Here is a 22,956-nt window from a genome sequence, read left to right as displayed (position 1 = left end):
TCAGACTTTCTGACCGACGAGCTGATCGACAGCAGAAACCAATCCACCAAGCGTCGCGAATGTCTTGCGAGTCAGCAGACTGTTGGGAAATTCGATATCGAATTCTTCCTCGATTGCCATCATCAGCTGAACAGAGCCGAAAGATGTCATGCCCGCATCGAACAGATTGTCCTGATCGGACAGGCCATCAACCGGAACGGGGAGAAGATTCATTGATCCGACAATGGCGCGGACACGATCACGCATAACTTTTCCTCCACAATTATATGAAGCCCACCGCTTCGCCAAAGACTGGGAGCGGCGTTAGAGCAAATCGAGCGATATCAGCTAAATGTCGAGAAAATCGTAAAAAGTCTCAAATGCAACAGATCGATCCGGCACCAAGCTTAACAAAATGAGGATGCAAATGCGCAAAATTGACGCCTTGGTCGATTTGCTGCGAGTTAGTGCAGTTGCGATTCTGTGCGCAGCCACACAAGCCACTGTGGCCCGAGGATGGGACCTACAAATCGTCCGACGGAGGCCTAATGATTGACGAAAGGTTATCGAAACGACGACATTTGTCTCTGATCGGTTAGCGAACGGCTAAACGCGCAGCGCTGAACATACATTAATAATAGAAAGTGATATTAGATGACAGTTTCGTCACCCGTGAGTTAAGGCATGGACGTCATCCAGGGCTGATTGCTGATAACTAAAACAATCAAATGCCAGCCAATTCGACGAACGAATTTTTTAGACGAACGGCGATGCTTCCAGATCATGACTTCCCGATATGGCATACCGGTAACGTTTGACACTTTCGGCGGCTTCTATCATGCAGGCCGCATTCATCAGCAAGGTCGCAAGGCGGTGCTGTTGCTAGCGCCGATCGGGTACGAAGAATTCTGTACCCGTGCCACATGGCGCGCTTTGGCCGAGAGCATTGCTGCAGCAGGCCATGCCTGCCTCAGATTCGATTATCCCGGCACTGCAGATGCCATCGATCCGGTTGGCGACGCCGAAGGCATCAACGACTGGCTCGTTGCTGCCCGTCAGTGCATTGCATTCCTGCGAGAACACAATCCCGGAATCGAACTCGTTCTGGTCGGACAGGGCTTTGGCGCGAGTCTGGCCGCTCAACTCGGACCCGAAGCGCCCGGCGTCACAGCAACGGTCTTGATGGCGCCATTAGTAAAAGGCCGCACCTATCTTCGTGAACTTCAAGCCTGGTCGCGCATGTTGACCGAGCGGATCGGTATCGGGCCGGACCCTCTCGACGACAACCAGTATCGCGTCGCGGGCATTTCACTGGCAAGCAGCCGCGTCGCGGCGATCAAAGCCATCGATCTCACGCGAGCTACTCAGCCCCCTGCCAACAAAGTCCTTTTGGTCGAGCGCGGTCAATTGTCTCGCGACAGCTCGATCGGCAACCACTTCAAGACGCTCGGAGCCGATGTTTCCTACATCGACTACACGGGTTACGAAACGATCCTTGCAGATCCGACTCTGGCTGAACCACAGCTCGGGACGCTGACACGCATCGTGTCATGGATCCACGATCTCGCGCATCTTCCGACGGCAGACGTCAATTCTTCTGCCAAGGCGCTTGAGCCAGCGCGGCCAATCGCTGGTCCTCACTATCAGGAATTACCAACTCGATTCGGTCCAGACGAGCGGCTCTTCGGCATCCTCTGTCAGCCGCTCGGCCGAAGGCCTTCAGCTATCGCGATCCTCGCTAATTCCGGGCGCGATTATCACATCGGCTGGGGTCGCACGACGGTAGAACAGGCGCGCTCCCTCGCTCAGCGCGGTGTCGCTTCGTTTAGATTCGACGCAGGCGGCATCGGCGACAGTCCGGCTTCGGCAAGCGCCCCGGCCGAAGTCATCTATTCGGATGAGCAGATTGCTGACGTCGGTCATGCAATCGACTATGTTGAGAAGCTCGATGCCGGCCCTATCGCTCTGGTCGGACGCTGCAGTGGCGCCTACACCGCCTTCCAAACAGCTGTGCAAGACGAGCGCATTCGAAAAGTTGTCGTCATCAACAATATGCGCTTTGTTTGGGACCCCCGGGAGACTGTCGCAGAAGCGCTGCTATCGGCCCATCGAACCATCGGTGGTTCGATATCGATGCTTTTCAGCAAACGCAACCTGAGACGACTGCTGTCAGGCAATTTGCGTGTCAAAGCTGCGGCCATCCGTGTCTCGACACGCCTCATTCGAATGATGTCACCGAAACCTGTCCAAATCCCGGCGGGCGCCCCCGGCCTGAACCTCTTTAAAGAAGGTCATCGCCGTTTCCGAATTCTCGAAAATCGTGGCGTTCGCCTAGCGATGATATTTTCGGAAGGAGATCACGGGCTGGGCGAATTCCGCACCTATATGGGAAGAAAAGGTGCCCGGCTGCGCGACTACCCGAACGCGTCGATGTCAATCATCCCGGATGCCGACCACAATTTCACGCATTTGGGTCCGCGTGCGCGACTGACGGACGCGTTGTGCGACGTGCTCGTGCCACCTTCGTCGCCGCCAGGCCCGCTGATAGCATCGCCAGACTTGGCAGTTTGCCCTGAGACCGAAGCGACGTTGTTAGCCCCTCTCGACGGCTTCGCGGTGCCTCCACTGCTACCAGCAAGCGTCGAATGACCGGAGCGGTTCTGGCGAATATCCGGTCCGTTACGACCTAGATCACGCAGGCAGCACAAGCATTAGGACGTTTGAGCAGCCGGCTTCAGCATCCGCCCCACCCCGCTGAACACTTTGTCGATCACCGGCCAGAACAGCAGCGTGATCGCCAGCGTGGTGATGGTGCCGACGAGACCGTTGGACCAGAACACACCGACGCTGCCGCCAGAGCCGATCATGGCGAGACGGAACGCGTCTTCGGCGCGGCTGCCGAGCACCAGCGCCAGCGTGAACGGCGCCAAGGGAATGCCGATCTTCTTGAACACATATCCGACCACGCCGAAGCCGAGCATCAGCCAGATATCGAACATCGCATTCTGGATCGCATAGGCGCCGATGGCGCAGGAGACCACGATCATCGGCGCCACCGCCGCGAACGGCACGCGCAGGATGGAGGCGAAGATCGGCACCGTGGTCAGCACGATGACGAGACCGACCACATTGCCGAGATACATCGAGGCGATCAGGCCCCAGACGAAGTCCTTGTGTTCGACGAACAGCAGCGGGCCTGGATTGAGGCCCCACACCATCAGGCCACCGAGCAAAATCGCCGCAGTGCCCGAACCGGGAATGCCCAGTGCCAGCATCGGCAGCAGCGCCGCGGTGCCCGATGCATGCGCTGCGGTTTCCGGCGCGAAAACGCCTTCGATCCGGCCCTTGCCGAAGCTCTCGGAGTCCTTGGAGAAGCGCTTGGCGAGATTGTAGCCCATGAAGGACGCCGCAATGGCACCGCCCGGCGTGATCCCGAGCCAGCAGCCGATGACGGACGAGCGCAGCAGGGTCACCCAGTAACGCGGCAGATCCATCCAGACCTTCAGCACCGTACGCAGGCTGATCTTGGCGGCGTGGCCGCGCAGCGCGAGGCGTTCTTCCATGGTGAGTAGGATTTCGCTGATGCCAAACAGGCCGATCACCGCGACGAGGAAGTTGATGCCGCGCAGGAGATTGTCCGAGCCGAAGGTCATGCGCAGATTGCCCGACACCGTGTCCATACCGATGCCGGCGATCAGCAGCCCCAGTGCCATCGAAATGACGGTCTTGTGCTTGGCCTCGCGGCCGAGACCGACGAAAGAGCAGAAGGTCAGAAGATAGACCGCAAAGAATTCCGGCGGGCCGAATTTCAGCGCGAAGGATGAGATCATCGGCGCCAGAAACGTGATCAGCATCACCGCCACCAGCGAGCCGATAAAGGACGACGTAAACGCCGCCGTCAGCGCTTCCGCCGCCTTGCCTTGCTGCGCCATCGGATAGCCGTCAAAGGTCGTGGCCACCGACCACGCCTCGCCGGGAATATTGAACAGGATCGAGGTGATGGCGCCGCCGAACAGCGCGCCCCAATAGATGCAGGACAACATCACGATGGCAGAGGTCGGATCCATGGTGAAGGTGAGCGGCAGCAGGATGGCGACGCCATTGGGCCCGCCGAGGCCCGGCAACACGCCGACAAAGATGCCGAGCACGAGACCAACGACCATCAGCGAGATGATCTTCCAGGTCATCAGCACGGCGAAGCCGTGCATCAACAGTCCGAAGGCTTCCATATCTTAAGTCCTAGCGACCGAGGGCCGATTCGATCGGCCCCTTCGGCATGATGACGTCGAAGGCGACATCGAAGGTGACGAACATGATCGCCGTGAACACGAAGGCGGTGAGCAACGACTTCCACAGCGCGATCTTGCCGACCATGCGCATGAAGCCCGCGATCAGCACGAAACTTGCGACATAGATGCCGAGGAATTGCGTTGCGAGGCAGAACAGCGCGGTGGGAATGAACACCAGCGCCACGCGACGCAACTGTGCGCGGGTAACGAAAGTATCGGAACCGCCACTGCGGGCGAAGAACGTCGCGATCAGTCCGTAGAGGCTGGCGCCGCCGAGAATGACCGAGAGATAGAACGGAAAGTAGCCGGGCTGAGGCCCGGTGGAATCCCAGGCAATACCGGTACGCCAGTTGTCGAAGCCGAGCGCGACGGCCAGCGCCAGCAGCACCAGCGAGACGATGATCTCGATGGTGCGCGTGCTGACCACCGACGGGGAGTCATCCTCAGGCGCGGTGGGATCTTCGACGATGATTTCGAGGTCGGTATTGGACATGGTTACGGCTTCTACAGATGGAGAAAGGATGCATGCTCGCGCGTCAAAGAAACTCGTCATCACCCGCGAAAGCGGGTGATCCAGTATGCGGTGCTGTCAGCAGCCTTCTCGATGTCGGCGTTTACTGGATGCCCCGCTTTCGCGGGGCATGACAGTCGTTGGGTTTACTTCGCGACAAACCCCGCTTCGGTCATCAGCGACTTGTTGAGCGCATCGTCCTCCTCGAGGAATTTGACCATCTCAGGCCCCTTCAGGAAGATCGGCTTCAGCGCCTGCTTCTCCATGTAGTCCTTGTATTCCGGAGTCTTGGTCACCTTCTCGAACAGGTCCACATAGAAAGCCTGCTGTTCGGGTGTCACCTTGCCGGGCAGGAACATGGCGCGCAGCATCAGATACTGCACGTCGAGCCCCTCCTCCTTGCAGGTCGGGATGTCGTTCCACGACTGCGTCTCGGTGACCTTGGTCTTGTAGGAGATGCGCTCCTTGTCAAATACGCAGAGCGCTCGCACCTGACCGGCGCGCCAGACTTCGAGATTTTCGGAGGGGTTGTTGACGTTGGCTTCGGTGTGGTTGCCGACAAGCTGTGTCGCCGCCTCGCCCCCCGACTTGTAGGGCAGATAGGAGAACTTGGCGCCGGTCTGCTTTTCCATGAACACCGTCAGCACATGGTCTTCACGCTTGGAGCCAGTGCCGCCCATCTTGAACGGCGAGGACGCGGCCTTCGCGGCCGCGATGAATTCCTTCACCGTCTTGGCGCCTGACGCATTGTCCCACAGAACGAACTGATCCATCGCAACGACGGAAACCGGCGTCAGGTCGCGCCAGTTGAACGGGATCTTGGCGGACAGCGGCAGCATGTAGATCAGCGAATAGGCGATCAGCACCTTGTTGGCGTCGCCTTCGCTGGACTTCATATAGATCAGCGCTTCGGCGCCGGATGCCCCGCCCTTCAGCGACACCACCACCGGGGCCTTCATCAGATTGTTCTTCTGGATCGCGGCCTGCATCATGCGTGCCATCTGGTCGGAGGCGCCGCCGGCGCCCGCTGCAACCACGATTTCGACGGGTTTGGTAGGTTCCCAGGCTTTCGCAGACGAGAGGATGGGCGCGCTGGCGAGCACGGCCGCGAGCGCAGCTGTAGCCCGAATCGACTTGGACATTGGTTTCTTCCCTGTAGACGCGGACGTTGGCTGCCCGCTACTTTTCGTTGGTTCTATTGTGCGGGGTATTGACCGTGACTTCAAGCATGTCCCGCGCATGCGAAGGCCGACTTTGGTCAGGGGGCGGGGCCCCCCTTTTGCTCTTCACGGCATAGCCGGGCGGCGACATAAGAAATCGCCGCCCCTGTTCTTAAACTTGTCTGTTATTGTTATTTGCCCTGCCAGTTGGGCTTGCGCTTGTTCAGGAAGGCATCCATGCCCTCGCGGAAGTCCTCGCTCATATAGGCCTTGAGCACGAGGTCCTTGCCCTCTTCGCGAGTCAAGGTCGGGCGCAGCCGGCGGACGGCCTCCTTGGTCACTTCGAGGGTGATCGGGGCATGGCTGGCGACCAGTTGCGCGAGTTCCAGTGCGCGGCGCTGCAGCGTCTCGACATCGGGCACGATCTCGTTGATCAGGCCGAGCGCCAGCGCTTCCTCAGCTTCGATCAGGCGCGCAGTGAAGATCATGTCCTTGGTGCGTGCCGGTCCGACCAGCGCCATCACGCGGCTGATATTGGACATCGACAGGCAGTTGCCGAGGGTGCGGGCGATGGGGAACCCCATACGCGTGGCCGCCGTGCCGATGCGCAGGTCGCAGCAGGCGGCGATGCCGGCACCGCCGCCGGTACAGGCGCCCGCGATGGCGGCGATGGTCGGCACCCGGCAGGTTTCGAGCGCAGTCAGCACGCGGTCGATCCGCGCTTCATAGTCGAGCGCATCCTGCGCCGTCTTGAATTCGCGGAATTGCGAGATGTCGGTGCCCGAGGCGAAGGCCTTATCGCCGGCGCCGGTCAGGATGATCGCCTTGATCGAGCGGTCCTCATTGGCCGCCTGGCAGATCTCCGCCATCCGCTCATACATCGAGAACAGCATCGCATTGCGCGCCTGCGGGCGGTTGAACGTAATCTTCGCGATCCCGTTCTCGACGGAATAGAGCAGGTCTTCAGAAGCAGGCATGGGCGCGTTCATGTTGATTCTTCCTCTGGTGCAGAATTTTACTGCAACATATTGAAAAGGCTGGAGCGATTATGCTCCAGCCTCCAGTAGATTGTTAGGCCTCAAAGACGGGAATTCGCTGGCCTCAAGCCACCGCCGCCTTGGTCATCGGCACCACGCTTTTGCCGGTCAGCACATCCATCGCTGCCATCACGCCGCCGGCACGGTGCGGGACCTTGGCGAGTTCGAGACCCATCTCGACGCCGGCCAGCGTGCCCATCAGCATCAGGTCGTTGAAGTGGCCGATATGGCCGATGCGGAAGATCTTGCCCTTCCACTTGTTGAGGCCGGTGCCGAGCGACATGTCGAAATTGTCGAGCACCACCTTGCGGAAGCTGTCGGCGTCATGCCCGTCCGGCATCAGCACGGCGGTCAAAGCCGGCGAGTGATCATGGGACTCGATCGAGACCGTCTCGAGACCCCAGGCTTTCACGGCCGCGCGGGCGGCGGCGCCGTGACGCTTGTGGCGGGCGAACACATTATCGAGCCCCTCTTCCTCCAGCATCGCCACGCCTTCCTTCAGCGCGTAGAGCAAATTGGTCGCGGGCGTGTAGGGCCAGGAGCCGAGCTTGTTGGCGGCGATGATCTCCTGCCAGTCCCAATAGGACCGGAACGAACTGTTGGCCTTGGATGCTGCCAGCGCCTTCTCGGACACGGCGTTGAAGCCGAGGCCCGGCGGCAACATCAGGCCCTTCTGCGAGCCGGCCACCGAGACATCGATGCCCCAGGCGTCATGTTCATATTCCAGCGAGCCGAGGCCGGACACGGTGTCGACCATCAGCAGCGCCGGATGCTTCACGCGGTCCATGACCTTGCGGACGTCCTGCGGATGCGTGACGCAACCGGTCGAGGTCTCGTTATGGACGATCATCACGGCCTTGATGGCGTGCGACTTGTCGGCAGCGAGACGCTTCTCGATCTCGGCGAGGTCGGCGCCATGGCGCCAGTCGCCCGGCACGAAGTCGATGTCGAGCTTGAACTTCTCGGCGAGACCCCGCCACAGCGTGGCGAACTGGCCGGTCTCGGCCATCAGCACCTTGTCGCCCGGCGACAGCGTGTTGACGATAGCGGCTTCCCAGGCGCCCGTGCCCGAGGAGGGATAAATGAGAACCGGCTGCTTGGTCCGGAATACACGCTGCATCGCAGCAATGACATGGAGACCGAGTTCGGCGAATTCGGGACCGCGATGGTCCAGCGTGGGCATATCCATCGCCCGCAGCACCCGGTCGGGTACGTTGGTCGGGCCAGGAATCTGCAGGAAATGCCTTCCGGTATGCACGGTCATGTCTCGTCCTTCCCAGATCGATTTTTTGGAGCCGATTTGATTGAAGCGCCCGGATAGCACCTTTCAGAGGGCTTGTCCCGTTTCTGGTATACCAGAGCGCCGAAGAAAAACGTGGGGCAGCCATGAGGATTTCTTATCCCTCCGGTATCTCCTCGTCATCGCCGGAGCGCGGCACCTCCGGGTTGCCAAGCCGGAATCCGGATGCAAGACAGGACGATAGAGGGGCAAGGCGGTAATCCATGGCGAAGGCGGCAATCATTCGGAGCACGGCTGCGGACAGCGCGCTGGCGGCCAGGCTGTCGCGGGAAGTCTCCGGCGACGTCTTCTTCGACCCGTTCAATCGCGGCCGTTATGCCACCGATGCCTCGTTCTACCAGATCGTACCGTTCGGCGTCGTCGTGCCGCGCACCATCGACGAGGCGCTGCGCGCGCTGGCGATCTGCCGCGACGATGGCCGTATCGTCACTCCGCGCGGCGGCGGCACCTCGCAATGCGGACAGACCGTCAATGACGGCATCGTCATCGACCTCTCCAAACATCTCAACAAGCTCATCTCGCTCGACGTCGAGAACCGCACCTGCATCGTCGAGCCCGGCATCGTGCTGGACGATCTCAACCGGCAACTAAAGAAACACGGGCTGTGGTTTCCGGTCGATGTCTCCACCGCTTCGCGCGCCACCATCGGCGGCATGGCCGGCAACAATTCCTGCGGCGGCCGTTCGCTGCGCTATGGCACCATGCGCGACAACACGATTGCGATGGACGCCGCACTGGCCGATGGCAACCTGCTGCATTTCGGCGAAGTGAATTCCGGGGACGATGCGCCTGCCCTGTTTCGCGACATGCTGGCGCTCGGCGAACGCGAAGCGACCGAGATCGCGGAGCGTTTCCCGCAGGTGCAGCGCCGCGTCGGCGGTTACAATCTCGATGCGCTCACACCGCGCAACACCGCCAACAACCTGGCGCATCTCCTCGTGGGCTCCGAAGGCACCCTCGCCTTCACCACACAGGTCGAACTCAAGCTGTGGCCGCTGATCGGCAACAAGGCGCTCGGCGTCTGTCACTTCGGCAGCTTCTATGAAGCGATGGATGCGACCCAGCATCTGGTCAAGCTCAAGCCGATCGCCGTCGAACTGGTCGACCGCACCATGATCGCCCTCGGCCGCGACATCGCGATGTTCCAGCCGATCATCAAGAGCGCCGTGCGCGGCGATCCCGATGCGCTGCTGATCGTCGAATTCGCCGAAGCGGATCAGGCTGCCAATGCCGCCAAGCTGAAAGAGCTCGGCGAACTCATGGGCGACCTCGGCTTTGGCTGGAACAACCCGACGCGCAAATGGGGCGGCGTCGTCGATGTCACCGAGCCTGCGCTGCAGACCGGTATCGCTGAGTTCCGCGCGGCCGGCCTCAATGTCATGATGTCGATGAAACAGGACGGCAAGCCAGTCTCCTTCATCGAGGACTGCGCGGTGCCGCTACCGCATCTGGCCGACTATACCGAACGCCTGTCCGCGATCTTCAGGAAGCACGACACGACGGGCACCATGTACGCACACGCCTCCGAAGGCTGCCTGCATGTGCGCCCGGTGCTGAACCTGAAGCTCGACAAGGACGTCAAGGCGATGCGCGCCATCGCCGAAGAAGCATTCGCGATGGTCCGGGAATATAAGGGCTCGCATTCCGGCGAGCACGGCGATGGACTCGTGCGTTCGGAATTCCACGCCGAAATGTTCGGCCAGCGGATCATCAGCGACTTTGCCGAAGTGAAGAAGCGCTTCGATCCGCAAAACATCTTCAATCCCGGCAAGATCGTCGATCCCCCCAAGATGGATGATCGTTTGCTGTTTCGTTACCCACCAGATTATCGCGTCGGCGAACTCAAGACTGCGCTCGACTGGTCAGCCTGGCCCGGCGCCGGAGGCGGTTTCCAGGGCGCCATCGAGATGTGCAACAACAATGGCACATGCCGGAAGCTGGAGGGCGGCGTGATGTGCCCGTCCTATCGTGCGACCCGCAACGAAAAGGACGTCACCCGCGGCCGCGCCAACACGCTACGGCTGGCAATCTCCGGCCAGCTCGGCCCGGATGCGCTGACCTCGGATGCCATGGCCGACACGATGAAACTCTGCGTGTCGTGCAAGGCGTGCCGCCATGAATGCCCGACCGGCGTCGATATGGCGAAGATGAAGATCGAGGTTCTGGCCGCCCGTGCCGCGAAGCACGGCCTCACGCTACGCGATCGCCTTGTCGGCTATCTGCCGCGCTATGCTGCATTGGCAGCACGCGCAGCGCCGCTGGCGAATTTGCGCAACAAGAGCCCGCTGCTGCGCAGCCTTCTGGAACGCTATGCCGGGATCAGCGCCAAACGTAGCCTGCCGGAATGGCGCAGCGACGTGTTTCACAGGGATGCCGAAGCCGTCGGCCCCGCCGATGGCCGCGAGATCGTGCTGTTCGCCGACACCTTCAACCGCGCTTATGAGCGCGAGAATCTCGACGACGCGCTGCGCGTGCTTATCGCCGGTGGCTATCGCGTGCATCTGCCAAAGCCGGTGGATCGCAGCAGCCGCGCACTGTGCTGCGGCCGCACGTTCCTCTCGGCCGGCCTTGTCGATCAGGCCCGCGCCGAGCTTGATCGCCTTGTCGCCACCTATGCACCCTTCGCGGCGCGCGGCGTCCCCATCGTCGGTCTCGAGCCGAGCTGCCTGCTGACGCTGCGCGATGAACTATTGTCCTTGCGATCGGACGATACGGCAAAGACGGTCAGCGCCCATGCCATGTTGTTCGAGGAATTCCTGGTGCGCGAGGCCGAGGCCGGCCGCCTGCAATTGCCGCTCAAACCTATCGCACCGAAGGCGATGGTCCACGGCCACTGCCACCAGAAATCCTTTGGTGCGTTCAAGCCGGTCGAACAGGCCTTGCGCCTGATCCCGGACCTGAAGGTCGAGACCATCGAATCCAGTTGCTGCGGCATGGCGGGCGCATTCGGCTATGGCGCCGACACCTATGATGTCTCGATCCAGATGGCCGAGGCGTCCTTGCTACCCGCCGTGCGCAAGGCTGACGCCAATACGCTCATCGTCGCCGACGGCACATCCTGCCGGCACCAGATCGCTGACGGCGCTGCGCGCCATGCGCTGCACGTCGCGCGCGTCTTGGCCATGAGCCTCGACAGCACTTCCACAAACGCCCATTCTTCTACGCTCAACTAGGAAACAACCGACATGGCCGACCTCACCCTCGACACAGCCCGCAAGATCCTCGATGGCGCCCTCGCCAAGGTGATCGAGATGAAGTTCAAGCCCATGGTCATCACCGTGCTCGACGCCCGCGGCTGCGTAAAGGCCACCATCGCGCAGGACGGCACCAGCCTGATGCGGGGCGAAGTCGCCCACGGCAAGGCCTATGGCGCATTGGCCATGGGGCTCGGCTCGCGGGCGTTGTTCAAGCGTGCCGAGGAACAGCCGTTCTTCATCGATGCGGTGAACACCATGGCGCGCGGCGCGCTGATCCCGGTGCCGGGCGGCGTCCTCATTCATGACGCATCGGGCAGCCTGCTCGGCGCCATCGGCATCTCCGGCGATACATCCGACAATGACGAGATCGCAGCCGTCGCCGGCATCGAGGCGGCCGGCCTCAAGGCCTCGACCGGCTAGAACGGCATTGTCCCGACCACCGCATCTTCCGATCGACGACAGCGCGCTCCGCCCGCTGGTCGACCGTATCGGGGATGCGCATGTCAAGGCACGGCTGGAGATCGAGACCCATCGCGATCACCAGCTGTTCGGCCAGGGCCGCCTGTTCTTCAATCTGGAGAACTGGCTCACCGCACCGCCGATCGTCCGCACCGCGCTGCAACTCACCGGCCTCTATGGCCGCGCCCGCCGCGAGGCCAACCGCGTGCTGGTCCGCGAGAATGTCGTCGCCTCACCGCGCCTGCCCGCCGCGTTCGACGGCTTCACGATCCTGCATATCAGCGATCTCCATGTCGATCTCAGCGAGGACGCGCTGCGCCACCTGATCTCCTTCGTCGGCGATCTCGATTACGACATCTGCGTGCTGACCGGCGATTATCGCGGCAAGACCTATGGGCCGTATCAGCGTGCCACCGAAGGCGTGGGTGAGCTACGTGCGAGGTTGCGCGATCCCGTCTATGGCGTTCTCGGCAATCACGACAGCATCCGCATGACGCCAGCGCTGGAAGCGATAGGCATCCGCATGATGTTCAACGAATGCGAGACGATCGCTCGCGGCGACGAGAGAATCTATCTCGCCGGCGTCGACGATCCGCATTTCTATCTTGCCGACGATATCCCCAAAGTCGCATCGCAGATTCCAAAGGACGCCTTCTCGATCCTGCTGTCGCACACGCCGGAGACCTATGCCGAGGCGGCCGAGCACGATTTCGATCTCATGCTGAGCGGCCATACCCATGGCGGCCAGCTTTGCCTGCCCGGCGGCTACGCCATCAAGCTGGAGGCCGTGCTGCCGCGCCATATGGGCAACGGCGCGTGGCGCCATGAAGGCATGGCCGGCTACACCTCCGTCGGCGTCGGCACCAGCCTGCTCCCGGTGCGACTGAACTGCCCGCCGGAAGTGACGCTGCACCGGCTGACACGTACGGCGTGAAGCGCCCTATTTGCCTGGCCACACCGGCTTACGCTTCTCGCCGAAAGCCTTGAGCCCTTCTTTTGCATCCTCGGTCATCGACAGGATCGCGATCTGGCTTTCGGTATAGGCAATGCTTTCGTCGAACGACATCGCGGCGATGGCGCGCATGGCATATTTGCCGCGGCGGATCGCTGTCGGCGATTTGTCGGTGATGCGCGCAATCAGCCAGTCGACCTTGCTGTCGAGTTCGGCCGCCGGCACCACGTGATTGAGCAGGCCAGCGCCAAGCGCCGCCTGCGCGTCGAACGGCTCCCCGGTGATGCACCATTCGTTGATCAGACGGCACGGCGCGATGGACTGCAGCAGTGCCAGCACCTGCATCGGAAACACGCCGACCTTCACCTCGGGCAGACCGAAGACCGCATTATCCGCAGCCACCGCCATGTCGGTCATGCACAGCAGCCCCATCCCGCCGGCCATGCAGGTGCCATTGACGCGCGCGATCGCGGGCTTCGTGGCGTTTTGCGACAGCCGCATGAGATCGGCGAGATCGCCATTCGGCTTGGAGAAATCCATCGAGAATGCCGCGCCCGCATTCGCCAGATCGGCGCCGGCGCAAAACGCCTTCTCGCCCGCGCCGGTCAGCACGATGACACGGACATCTGCGTCCGCATGAGCATTGCGATAGCCACTGGTGATGCCGGCAATCACATCGGCATTCATGGCATTGCGCTTCTCCGGCCGGTTGATGGTGATCCAGAGTGCGGCGCCCTTCTTCTCGAGGATTACGCTGTCATTCGCCATCGGTTATGCTCGCTCTGTTAGATCGGATGCTGCAGGTATAGCGGCTCAGGCGCGGCGCGCCAAACCCTGCTCGTCTCCGGCGCGATTTTCGGAGTCTACCGCGCGCTTGTATCCATCGCGCTGCTGCAATCGGGCCCAATAGGCTGTCACCGCCGGACCAAATTGCGATGCCAGCCCGAGGCGCTCCGCGAGCAGAAGCGCATAGCCAACCGAAATATCGGCAGCCGTAAATCGGCCGGCGCAGATGTGTTCATTGGCGGCTGTGATGGTCTCGATGATGCGCAGGCGGCCGAGAAACCACTTCGAATAATCCGCCACCACCTGCGGATTGCGGCGTTCCTCCGGCTCCAGCTCCGAATAGCGCAGCACCAAAGTCTGCGGAAAAGTGAGCGTGGCCTCGCCGAAATGCAGCCAGTTCAGGAACGCGCCGAAATCCGGTTCGTCGACGCCGACGGCCAGCGGCGTCGGCCCATATTTGGTGACCAGATACTGCGCGATCGCCGCCGATTCGGTCATCCGCGTTTCGCCATCGAGCATCAAGGGAATCGTGCCGAGCGGATTGATACCGAGATATTCTTTCGCAAAGACGCGCGGCGGGAACGGCAGCATTTTCAGCTCATAGGGCAGTCCAAGCTCCTCAAGCGCCCAGAGCGGGCGGAACGAACGCGCGCGGGCGCAGTGGTAGAGCGTGATCATCGGGCGAGACCTCCAGGCAGGCACGGACTAACGCCGTACTGCCAGCCAATGAGAAGCAGCCGCGAGGCTTCGTCAAGACGGTGCTGCCGGCATTATTTCGCCTGACTGCGACGAACTCCTGGCCAGATCGTCATCAGCCGCGGGGACTCATCGGCCGGTCTGGCACCATTCTCGGAGGAGAGAAACGCTGCGCGGGCAAACCCGGCAGGCAGGCGGCCCTGGGTGACGTTTGCTCCCTTTGTGCTGACCGACTCCACCGGCCTGGTGCCGCTGAAATTCTGTTTCAGCTTAGCCACTGGATTTTCCAAGAGATAGTAAGACAGGATCGACAGACCAAGCGTGATGCCGAAAGCCAGCGCGACCTGGAGAATCGGCATCTTGGTGCCATGGGTCGCAGCGTCGTTGAGGCCGAGATAGAACAATACCGGCAGGTGGAACACATACATCGCGTAAGACAGATGGCCGAGCCCGCGGAACAGAGACAGCGACAGGATCGCCGTCATCACACGCTTGATAACGCCGTGATCGAACACCAGCGTCGCGACGAAGGACACGCTCACCATCGAATAGGCGATCAACGCAAGGGTCCAGTAGACTGGTTGCGAGGTGATGATGCCGAGGTCGCGCCCCTTGCGATCGATCACGAGGATCACCAGTGCTGCGACCACCAGCGCAGCACAGCGCCAGCCACGCAGCGGCCGGTTGTCGAATTCGCGCAGCGCCAGCCAGCCACCGAGCGACAGCGACAGCATGCGGGTGAACAGCGACATATAGACGACGTCACCCGCCTCGCGCGGCTCGTGATTGATGAGCAGCAGCGCCATCAACAAACCGCTCGCCACCGCCAGCAACGGGATCACCCGCCCGGTCACAAGACCAAGCCAGCCCGGCGCCACGATGAGGATCAGCAGCGGCCAGAAGAAATAGAACTGCTCCTCCACCGACAGTGACCAGGTGTGTTCCATCGGGTTCGGTAGCGCATGCAGTGGATGATAGAAATTGAAGGTGTAGGTCAGGAGGCTCAGCGTGTCGGCCGGACTGAATCTGAAGATGAAGTAGCAGGCGAAAACCGTGAGGTAATAGACCGGGAAGATGCGCAGCGCCCGGCGCATATAGAAATCCTTGAAGGAGATGCGGCCGGTCTTCGCCCGCTCGCGCAGCAGCAAACGCGTGATGAAAAAACCGGAGATCACGAAGAAGATGTCGAGCGCAATGTATCCAACGCGTGACAGCTGATTGACATACCAGATCGCGTTATAGGCGCTGCTTTCCAGCACCTGCGGGCAATGGGTGAACACCACGACCACCACGCCAATTCCCCGAAAGCCATCGAACGCCGGAAATTTCTCCAGCCGCCTGGCGACGCCTGCATTCTCCGACATTGCGATCTCCCTGTTTGAACCGGGGATAGCAACGGCGCGAAGAGCGAGAGTGAAGGCGATTTACATGTCTACCGCTTCAAGCGAATTGTTCTGGCTTAACGTGAATGCCCGCTTTTGCGGGAGTGTTAGGGTTAACGCCCTCTGCTTGCCACACCGAGGACAATCTTCTCTGAGACTCCAGCGCTGCTTACGATCCGTTAAGCATCGGGGGACAGGCTGGGAACGATCGAAATTGACTCAACTTGTATCGTCAAGTGTGGGGACAGCAGATGAACAGGGCTCAGCATCTCAGAGAACAAGCGATCCGCGCCGAACGATTGGCAAGAACCATTATGGATGCCGTCACAGTCACGCGACTGGTCGAAGCATCGCATGCTTACCGGCAGGAAGCCGATCGCCTTGAGCAATACGAGGCCAGCGATCAGGCGACAACGACGAGGATGCCTCACTAACGCGGCGGGAGGCATCGGAATGACCGATACCGTGTTCACACCGCACGAACATGGCCGAGTGCCAGGCCGATGGTGCGCGCCGCCTCCATCACGTGAACAGCGTATTCCTTGATCTGCTTTCGTTTGACCCGGATGTCCGGGCCAGACATGCCGATGGCTCCGACGAGTTCACCGGAGCGTCCGACGATGGCGCAAGCGCAGGCGGCGATGCCTTCCCGCCATTCGCCGTGCAGCACTGACGAATAGCCTTGCGCCCGTGCCGCATGGATGTCTTCGCGCAACTCCTCGATGGTCGTTCGCGTCGTATCCGTATAGCGCCTGAGATGCGGGCGAAAATTCTCCAGATACTCGTCTGGCATTTGCGCAAGCATCGCCTTCCCGGTTGCCATGGTGAATGCGGGCGCACGCATACCGACGCTGGTATGCGCGCGGATATGATGCGCGCTTTCAATCTTGTCCACATAGACAACGTCGGTGCCTTCGAGCACCGACAGATGAACGGTCTCTCCGGTAACTTCGGCCAGCGCCATCATCGCCGGGCGCGCGATACGGATGAGATCCATGCGCTGAATGACGTGGTTGCCGAGCACCCATAGCTTGGTTGTGAGCTCATAGGTGCTGTGCGGCGGAATCTGGCGAACGTAGCCCTGCGACTGCAGCGTCGCCAACAGTCGATGCACATTGCTCTTGGTAAACTTCAGCTGATTGGCGAGATCGGTGACCCCGCGCGGCTGCTCACTCATCGCGAGCGCCTCGAGGAGCTTCAATCCCTTGATAAATGCCTTATCCATCCAAGCAGCCGATATGGGGTAGTTCTCTGTTGCGAACAGACCGGCGGCCCTGGGCCGCCGGTCTCATTGTTGTATGGCGCGATTTACTGGGCAAGCAGTGCGTTCAGCTTTTCCTGCGCATATTCTTCATTGGTCGAATTGCCCGCGGGCGATGTCGCCCCCCAGAAGTCCGGGCTCCATTCGATCGCCTTGGAGACGTTCTCGGGATTGTTCGCCCAATAGCGCGCGATGTTCTTGTCCGTCGCCGCATCGAACACGACCTTCGAAGGAAGCGCGACCGGGAAAGTGGAGGTCAGCTGGGCGGCGCGTTTGGGGTCGAGACGCCAGGACAGCAGCTTGAGCGCGTTATCATAGTTCGGCGCGCCCTTCGGGATCGAGAAGAAATCGTAATAGACGAAGCCCTGATTGAAGGTGAGATCAATCGGAGCACCTTCCAGCGCCAGTTTGCTCATCGAGCCCGTATAGGCCTGGCACATATCGGCTTCGCCATCGAGGATCAGCTGCGGCGGCTGCGCGGCGGTGGTCCACCATTTGACGATGTGCGGCTTGATCTCCTTGATCTTCTTGAGCGCCCGCTCCATGTCGATCGGATACAGCTTGTCCTTGGCGACTCCGTCGGCCATCAGCGCGGCCTCGAAGGTGAAGCGCGGCCAGGCTGGCATGCAGCGGCGCCCCGGAAACTTCTTCACGTCCCAGAAGTCGGCCCAGTTCTGCGGCGCCTTGTCGCCCTTGAACTTGTCCTTGTTGTAGACGAGGCCGACGCCGATCACCTGCAGCGCGACGCCCTTCTTGCGCTTCAGGTTGTCCGGCATCGCCGCCAGGGTCTTCTGCGCGGATTCCGACAGCTTGGAATAGTCGATGTCCGCCAGGCAGCAGTCGCCGAGCAGCTTGGTCTCCTGATCGAAGATGAAGGTCAGATCCCACTGCGCCTTGCCGGCTTCGGCCTGCGCCTTGATGCGCGGACCGCTGCGCGCTTCCTGCACGGTGACAACCTTGATGCCGGTTTCCTTCTCAAACGGATCGTACATCACCTTGCGCAGCGCATCGCCGTAACCGCCGCCCGGATCCTGCATGATGACGACATTGCTCTGGGCAACGGCCAGACCCGTCCCCATGGCGATGAATGCCGCCGAAGCCAAGGCCGGCAGCCTGAAGCGTTTCATTCCCAGCATAGTATGTTTCCTCCTGTTTGATCGTTTGTCATCAGGTCGCTTTTTGCGACGTTGCGAGCACTGGCCGGGCGAGGAACAGTCCTCCCACGACCAGCAGCACTTCGAGCGTGGACACGACAGCCAGCACCGGGTTGAGCCGGTAATTGATGTCGCCCCACAGCATCAACGGAAGCGTTTTCAACTGCGCGCTCGACAGGAACAGGGTCAGCACCAGTTCGTCGAACGAATGCAGGAACGCAAAGAAGGTCGCGGCCGCCAGACCCGGCGCAATGGCCGGCAGCGTCACCAGCCGCAGCACCGTGAGCGACGATGCGCCATGGACCGAAGCGGCCTGTTCGAGCCGCTTGTCCACGCCCTGTAGCGCCGCCGCCAGGATCACCACCACGATCGGCAAACCACCGATGGCATGGGCCGCCGCAAGGCCGAACACCGAACCGACCAGATCGAACTTCAGGAACAGCGTGTAGAGCGACAGGCCGAGGACCACCGGTGGCACGATGATCGGGCTGACTAGCAGCAGCATGATCGCGGATTTGCCGCGCACATTGCCCCTGACGATGCCCAGCGCCGCACATGTGCCGAGACCGACCGCGATGATAGCTGAGACAGTCGCGATCAGCGCAGATGTCCAGAACGCGCGCATCCAGTTGCTGTCGGAAAAGAACTGCTCGTACCAGCGCAGTGAGAAGCCCGGTGGCGGAAAGGTCAGATAGCTGGCGCTGCTGAACGAGATGATCATCACCACGACGATCGGCAGGATCAGAACCGCGACCACGAGTCCCCCCAACAGCCGCACCGTCCAGGTGCCGCAACTGGCCGGCAGCATGCCGAACAACCGCAATAACGGCCAGCCGATCATGTCTGCGAATTTGCTGCCGAAGCTGTTACGCGGCAGGCCGGACATAGCCGCCGGCGCGGCATGCGTCGCCGCCGTCTCGGTAAGCTTGCGGCCGCCCCAGATGAATTCGAGGCCGAGGAAGCGACCAGCGATGGCGACGACTGCCAGCGTGATCAGCAGCAGCACGACGCCCAGCGCCTGCAGGAATCCTTCGGATGTCACCGAGTCCGCCTGCTGCGTGATATGCATGGCGAACATCTGGTCGCCCGGGCCGCCGAGCAACGTCGGAGTGATGAAGAAGCCGATCGCGGCGACGAAGACGAGCAGGAAACCGGCACCGATACCGGGCAGCGTCAGCGGCAACAGCACGCGCCAGAAGATGGCGAGCGGACCCGCGCCGCTCGCCAATCCCGCCCGCGTCAGCGCAGGATCAAGCCGCGATACGCTCGAATAGATGGTCAGCACCATCAGCGGCAGCAGCACCGCTGTCATGCCGAGCAGCACGGTGCCGCGATGAAACAGCAGCTGAACCGGCTCGCTCAGAATACCGATCGACACCAGGAACTTGTTGACCGGACCGTTGCGGCCGAGCAGCACCATCCAGGCATAGGTGCGGATCAGGATCGCGATGAAGTATGGCAACACGATCGCGGTGGCGATCAGCGCGCGGGTGATGCCGCGGCTGCGATGGATCAGCAGTGCGGTGGGATAGCCGAACAGCAGGCACAGGAATGCGACCGTGACCGAGATCTGCATGGTCCGGACCAGCGATTCCCAATAGAGCGGCACCGCAAAGACGCGCTGGAAATAGGTCAGCCAGCTTGGCCCGCTGATGCTGATGCGAATGAGATCGAGCAGCGGCAGCAGATAGATGAACGACAGGAAGGCGACCGCGGGCAACAGCAGCAGCGCGGGGTTCTTGAGCTTTATGGCCAGGCTGGAACTCGCCTGATGCCGCGGCTCATCGGACAGCGAGATCGTCGTCATGTCAGCACCCAGCAGTCTTCCGGACCCCAGCTCACATGCAGGCGATCGCCGATATCGGGCAGCGGCCGCCTGGCGGTGTCGGAGCAGCGGATCAACAGCGTGTCGCCGCCTTCCATCTGCGCCTCGATGCGCAGGATCTCGCCGAGGAAGATCGCCGACGTCACGACCACCGGCGTCGAGCTTGCGGTCGGCTCATTGGCAATCGCGATGCGTTCGGGCCGCACCAGCACGGTGACGCGACCGACATCGATGGCGTCGCGGCTCTCAGCATCGAACACATAGCCGGCGCGGTTCTTCAGCGTCACGGTGGTACCGCGCTTCTGCATGATCTCGGCTTCGATGAGGTTGCTCTCGCCGACGAACGACGCCACGAAACGATTGGACGGGTGGCGATAGATGTCGAGCGGGCGGCCGATCTGTACGATCTTGCCGGCGTCCAGCACGGCGATGCGATCGCTCATGGTGAGCGCTTCGCCCTGATCATGCGTCACGAACAGGATCGTGCTGCCGATGGTCTGATGCAGATCGCGGATCTCGATCTGGATCGATTCGCGCAGCCGGCGATCGAGCGCGCTGAGCGGCTCGTCCATCAGCACGACCTTCGGCCGCATCACGATGGCGCGCGCAATGGCGACGCGCTGCTGCTGTCCGCCGGACATTTCCGACGGCGATTTCTTCGCATGATCCGACAGGCGCATGATGTCCAGCGTCTCGGCGACGCGCCGCTCGGTGGTGGCGCGATCGACGCCGGCCATACGCAACGGGAACGTCACATTCTGCGACACCGTCATGTTGGGAAACAGCGCATAGCTCTGGAACACCATGCCGAATCCGCGCTTATGTGTGGGCACGTTATGCACCGGCCTGCCGTCCACGAGAATCTCGCCGCCGTCGAGGCTCTGGAAACCGGCCAGCAGGTTCAGCAATGTGGTCTTGCCGCTGCCGGACGGGCCGAGCAGCGTAATGAATTCGCCGGGTTCGATATCGAGATTGATGCGATTGACGGCGTGGAACTGGCCGTATCGTTTCTCGGCATCGCGAACTGCAATGCGCGAACCGATGACCTGACGCTCGCTTGCGCCGCCCGACTGCGATGCCGGAACACCCGCGGCGGAATCTCCCACGCGCAGCGCCAATGGCTCAGCCATCATCAACCTCCCTTGGTCGTTCTATATTATGAAACGTTATTCCAATTATTGTTGGCTGAGTGCTAAGCCTTGTCAAGAGAACGGACGTTGCGAAGACAAGCGCACACCAACCGAAATTCCCTCCCGTAAGCATTGATGCTGTGAGCAAAGCAGTTTCCCGCTCAGACCGATTGACAGGCGGATGAACTCGCGACTAATTTTATTTAGAACTATGTTCTACAATATAGAACAATAAAGTCGGGAGGCGAATTGTGGTAAGCGATCTTCGCGCGTTGGCGAAGTATGTGGAGCCGGGAGTCCGGCTGGCGCTGCCGGTGGATTATGCCGGCGTCTCGATGGCGATGACGCGCCCGATCATGGAGCGCAACACGCGCAATCTCGATCTCGTCTGCGTGCCGACCGGTGGCCTTCAGGTGGACCAGCTCGTCGGCGCCGGTCTGGTTCGGTCGGTCGAGACCAGCGCCGTATCGCTCGGCGAAGCCGGCGGCGCGCCGCGCTTCAACGCAGCCGTCAAGGATGGCGCGATCGCATTGAAGGATGCCACCTGCCCCGCTATCCATGCCGGCCTGATGGCCGCGCAGAAAGGCAGCCCATTCATGCCAATGCGCGGATTGATCGGCAGCGACCTGCTCCGTCACCGCAACGACTGGCACGTCATCGACAATCCGCTGGCAGATGGCGGCGATCCCATCGTGCTCATCCCCGCGATCAAACCCGACATCACGATCTTCCACGCACCGATGGCCGATCGATTCGGCAATGTGTGGATCGGGCGACGCCGCGAACTCGCCGCGATGGCCTATGCATCGGCCACCACGCTTGTCACTGTCGAGCGCATCGTGGAGGAAAGCCTGCTCGCCAACGAGATGAGCGCGGCGGGCGTGTTGCCGGCGCTCTATGTCACCGAAATCGCCGTGGCGCCGAAGGGCGCATGGCCCTACGGCCTGTGGGGCGAGTATCCGACCGATACCGCCGAGATCCTGCGCTATGCGCGCGCCGCGCGCAGCGCCGAGGGTTTTGCCGACTACATGACGAATGCGCAGATGGAGCCCGCATGATGAGTGAGGTTCACCCGCGCGAGATCCTGATCTGCACCATCGCCAAACTGCTCGACGGCGTCCGGCATGTCGCTGTCGGTGCGTCCTCACCGATCCCCGCGGCCGGCGCCATGCTGCTGCGAGCGCTGAAGCAGCAGGCCGGCGAGAAAGGTCCGCGTATCTCGATCCTCGGATCGGTGGAGCACAATTTCTTCACCAACGGCTCGGCCGAACTGTTCGATTGCGCCGGCCAGGGCCGCATCGATGCGTTCTTCCTCGGAGGCGGCCAGATCGACGGCCGCGGCAATATCAATCTGGTGGGCACCGGCGACTATCCGCAGACGCCGGTACGATGGCCCGGCTCGTTCGGATCGGCCTATCTGTATTACGTCGTGCCGCGCGTGATCTTGTTTCGCGAGGAGCACACGCCGCGCGCTCTGGTCGAGAAGGTGGATTTCATCAGCACGCCCGGCGTCAGCGACGATGGCATCTACCGCAGCGGCGGCCCGATCGCGCTGTTGACCAGCAAGGCGCTGTTCCGCTTCGACAAGACGCGTCCGGGCTTCGACCTGCAGAGCATCCATCCCGGACACGACCTCGCAGGTATCAAGGACGCCACCGGCTTCCAGTTCGCCCATGAAAGCCAGCCGGAACAGACCGCGCTGCCGGATCCGCGGACGCTGGCTTTGCTGCGCGGGCGTGTTTACGACGAGGTCGCCGAAACCTATCCGGACTTCGCCGCGCAGATGCGGCGCGAGATCGAACGGCCGCTGTCCCATGCATCCTGACAGGACCGGTGAG

Annotated in this window: 19 protein-coding genes; 6 read left to right on the top strand and 13 right to left on the bottom strand. The window is 61.5% G+C overall.

Going from position 1 to position 22,956, the window contains the following annotated elements; genetic code table 11:
- Positions 1–246, bottom strand: coding sequence for an acyl carrier protein (locus tag AB8A27_RS06125; protein ID WP_441241141.1), 246 nt, complete (start codon positions 244–246; stop codon positions 1–3).
- 516 nt (positions 247–762) lie between these two features.
- On the opposite strand from AB8A27_RS06125, the gene AB8A27_RS06120 reads away from it, so the two are divergent.
- A complete protein-coding gene (locus tag AB8A27_RS06120; RefSeq protein ID WP_441241140.1) occupies positions 763–2,628 on the top strand; it encodes an alpha/beta hydrolase in 1,866 nt (621 codons plus the stop codon).
- A gap of 62 nt (positions 2,629–2,690) precedes the next feature.
- On the opposite strand, the gene AB8A27_RS06115 is transcribed toward AB8A27_RS06120, so the two are convergent.
- From AB8A27_RS06115 to AB8A27_RS06095, 5 genes are all read right to left on the bottom strand, one after another.
- The gene (locus AB8A27_RS06115; protein WP_441241139.1) at positions 2,691–4,208 is read right to left on the bottom strand and encodes a tripartite tricarboxylate transporter permease; all 1,518 of its coding nucleotides are present in this window, start codon (positions 4,206–4,208) and stop codon (positions 2,691–2,693) included.
- A 10-nt stretch (positions 4,209–4,218) separates the two neighbouring features.
- Complete coding sequence (locus AB8A27_RS06110; protein ID WP_441241138.1) at positions 4,219–4,761, bottom strand: tripartite tricarboxylate transporter TctB family protein; 543 nt, start codon at positions 4,759–4,761, stop codon at positions 4,219–4,221.
- A 164-nt stretch (positions 4,762–4,925) separates the two neighbouring features.
- Positions 4,926–5,921 carry a tripartite tricarboxylate transporter substrate binding protein gene (locus AB8A27_RS06105; RefSeq protein ID WP_441241137.1) on the bottom strand — a complete coding sequence of 332 codons (996 nt, stop codon included), beginning with the start codon at positions 5,919–5,921 and terminating at the stop codon, positions 4,926–4,928.
- Positions 5,922–6,130: 209 nt separating this feature from the next.
- Positions 6,131–6,928: an enoyl-CoA hydratase/isomerase family protein gene (locus AB8A27_RS06100; protein WP_441241136.1), complete on the bottom strand. Its 798-nt coding sequence runs from the start codon at positions 6,926–6,928 to the stop codon at positions 6,131–6,133.
- A 112-nt stretch (positions 6,929–7,040) separates the two neighbouring features.
- Complete coding sequence (locus AB8A27_RS06095) at positions 7,041–8,240, bottom strand: pyridoxal-phosphate-dependent aminotransferase family protein (protein ID WP_441241135.1); 1,200 nt, start codon at positions 8,238–8,240, stop codon at positions 7,041–7,043.
- A gap of 239 nt (positions 8,241–8,479) precedes the next feature.
- Here AB8A27_RS06095 and AB8A27_RS06090 point away from each other — a divergent pair, with 239 nt between their 5' ends.
- The 3 genes from AB8A27_RS06090 to AB8A27_RS06080 are packed head-to-tail and all read left to right on the top strand — an operon-like array spanning position 8,480 to position 12,866.
- Positions 8,480–11,449, top strand: a complete 2,970-nt coding sequence (locus AB8A27_RS06090) for an FAD-binding and (Fe-S)-binding domain-containing protein (protein ID WP_441241134.1) — start codon at positions 8,480–8,482, stop codon at positions 11,447–11,449.
- A 12-nt stretch (positions 11,450–11,461) separates the two neighbouring features.
- A complete protein-coding gene (locus AB8A27_RS06085) occupies positions 11,462–11,893 on the top strand; it encodes a GlcG/HbpS family heme-binding protein (protein WP_441241133.1) in 432 nt (143 codons plus the stop codon).
- A gap of 7 nt (positions 11,894–11,900) precedes the next feature.
- Positions 11,901–12,866 carry a metallophosphoesterase gene (locus AB8A27_RS06080; RefSeq protein ID WP_441241132.1) on the top strand — a complete coding sequence of 322 codons (966 nt, stop codon included), beginning with the start codon at positions 11,901–11,903 and terminating at the stop codon, positions 12,864–12,866.
- Positions 12,867–12,872: 6 nt separating this feature from the next.
- On the opposite strand, the gene AB8A27_RS06075 is transcribed toward AB8A27_RS06080, so the two are convergent.
- The 7 genes from AB8A27_RS06075 to AB8A27_RS06045 form a co-directional block, all read right to left on the bottom strand.
- Positions 12,873–13,652 carry an enoyl-CoA hydratase/isomerase family protein gene (locus AB8A27_RS06075; protein WP_441241131.1) on the bottom strand — a complete coding sequence of 260 codons (780 nt, stop codon included), beginning with the start codon at positions 13,650–13,652 and terminating at the stop codon, positions 12,873–12,875.
- 45 nt (positions 13,653–13,697) lie between these two features.
- Complete coding sequence (locus AB8A27_RS06070) at positions 13,698–14,348, bottom strand: glutathione S-transferase family protein (RefSeq protein ID WP_441241130.1); 651 nt, start codon at positions 14,346–14,348, stop codon at positions 13,698–13,700.
- Between the two features lie 92 nt (positions 14,349–14,440).
- On the bottom strand, positions 14,441–15,730 hold the full coding sequence (locus AB8A27_RS06065; RefSeq protein WP_441241129.1) for an acyltransferase family protein: 1,290 nt from the start codon (positions 15,728–15,730) through the stop codon (positions 14,441–14,443).
- A gap of 487 nt (positions 15,731–16,217) precedes the next feature.
- A complete protein-coding gene (locus AB8A27_RS06060; RefSeq protein ID WP_441241128.1) occupies positions 16,218–16,973 on the bottom strand; it encodes an IclR family transcriptional regulator in 756 nt (251 codons plus the stop codon).
- A gap of 83 nt (positions 16,974–17,056) precedes the next feature.
- Positions 17,057–18,145, bottom strand: a complete 1,089-nt coding sequence (locus AB8A27_RS06055) for an extracellular solute-binding protein (RefSeq protein ID WP_441241127.1) — start codon at positions 18,143–18,145, stop codon at positions 17,057–17,059.
- Between the two features lie 31 nt (positions 18,146–18,176).
- The gene (locus AB8A27_RS06050) at positions 18,177–19,970 is read right to left on the bottom strand and encodes an ABC transporter permease subunit (RefSeq protein ID WP_441241126.1); all 1,794 of its coding nucleotides are present in this window, start codon (positions 19,968–19,970) and stop codon (positions 18,177–18,179) included.
- Positions 19,967–21,118: an ABC transporter ATP-binding protein gene (locus AB8A27_RS06045; protein WP_441241125.1), complete on the bottom strand. Its 1,152-nt coding sequence runs from the start codon at positions 21,116–21,118 to the stop codon at positions 19,967–19,969. Before AB8A27_RS06045 ends, AB8A27_RS06050 begins: the two co-directional genes overlap by 4 nt.
- A gap of 251 nt (positions 21,119–21,369) precedes the next feature.
- On the opposite strand from AB8A27_RS06045, the gene AB8A27_RS06040 reads away from it, so the two are divergent.
- Both AB8A27_RS06040 and AB8A27_RS06035 read left to right on the top strand, forming a co-directional pair.
- The gene (locus AB8A27_RS06040; RefSeq protein WP_441241124.1) at positions 21,370–22,176 is read left to right on the top strand and encodes a CoA transferase subunit A; all 807 of its coding nucleotides are present in this window, start codon (positions 21,370–21,372) and stop codon (positions 22,174–22,176) included.
- Positions 22,176–22,943 (top strand): CoA-transferase, encoded by a 768-nt coding sequence (locus tag AB8A27_RS06035; protein WP_441241123.1) that lies wholly within the window; start codon positions 22,176–22,178, stop codon positions 22,941–22,943. Before AB8A27_RS06040 ends, AB8A27_RS06035 begins: the two co-directional genes overlap by 1 nt.
- Positions 22,944–22,956 lie beyond the last annotated feature (13 nt).

This window comes from Tardiphaga sp. 768_D3_N2_1 (assembly GCF_052076105.1).
Lineage (GTDB): Bacteria > Pseudomonadota > Alphaproteobacteria > Rhizobiales > Xanthobacteraceae > Tardiphaga.
This window is presented reverse-complemented; position numbering and strand designations above follow the sequence as displayed.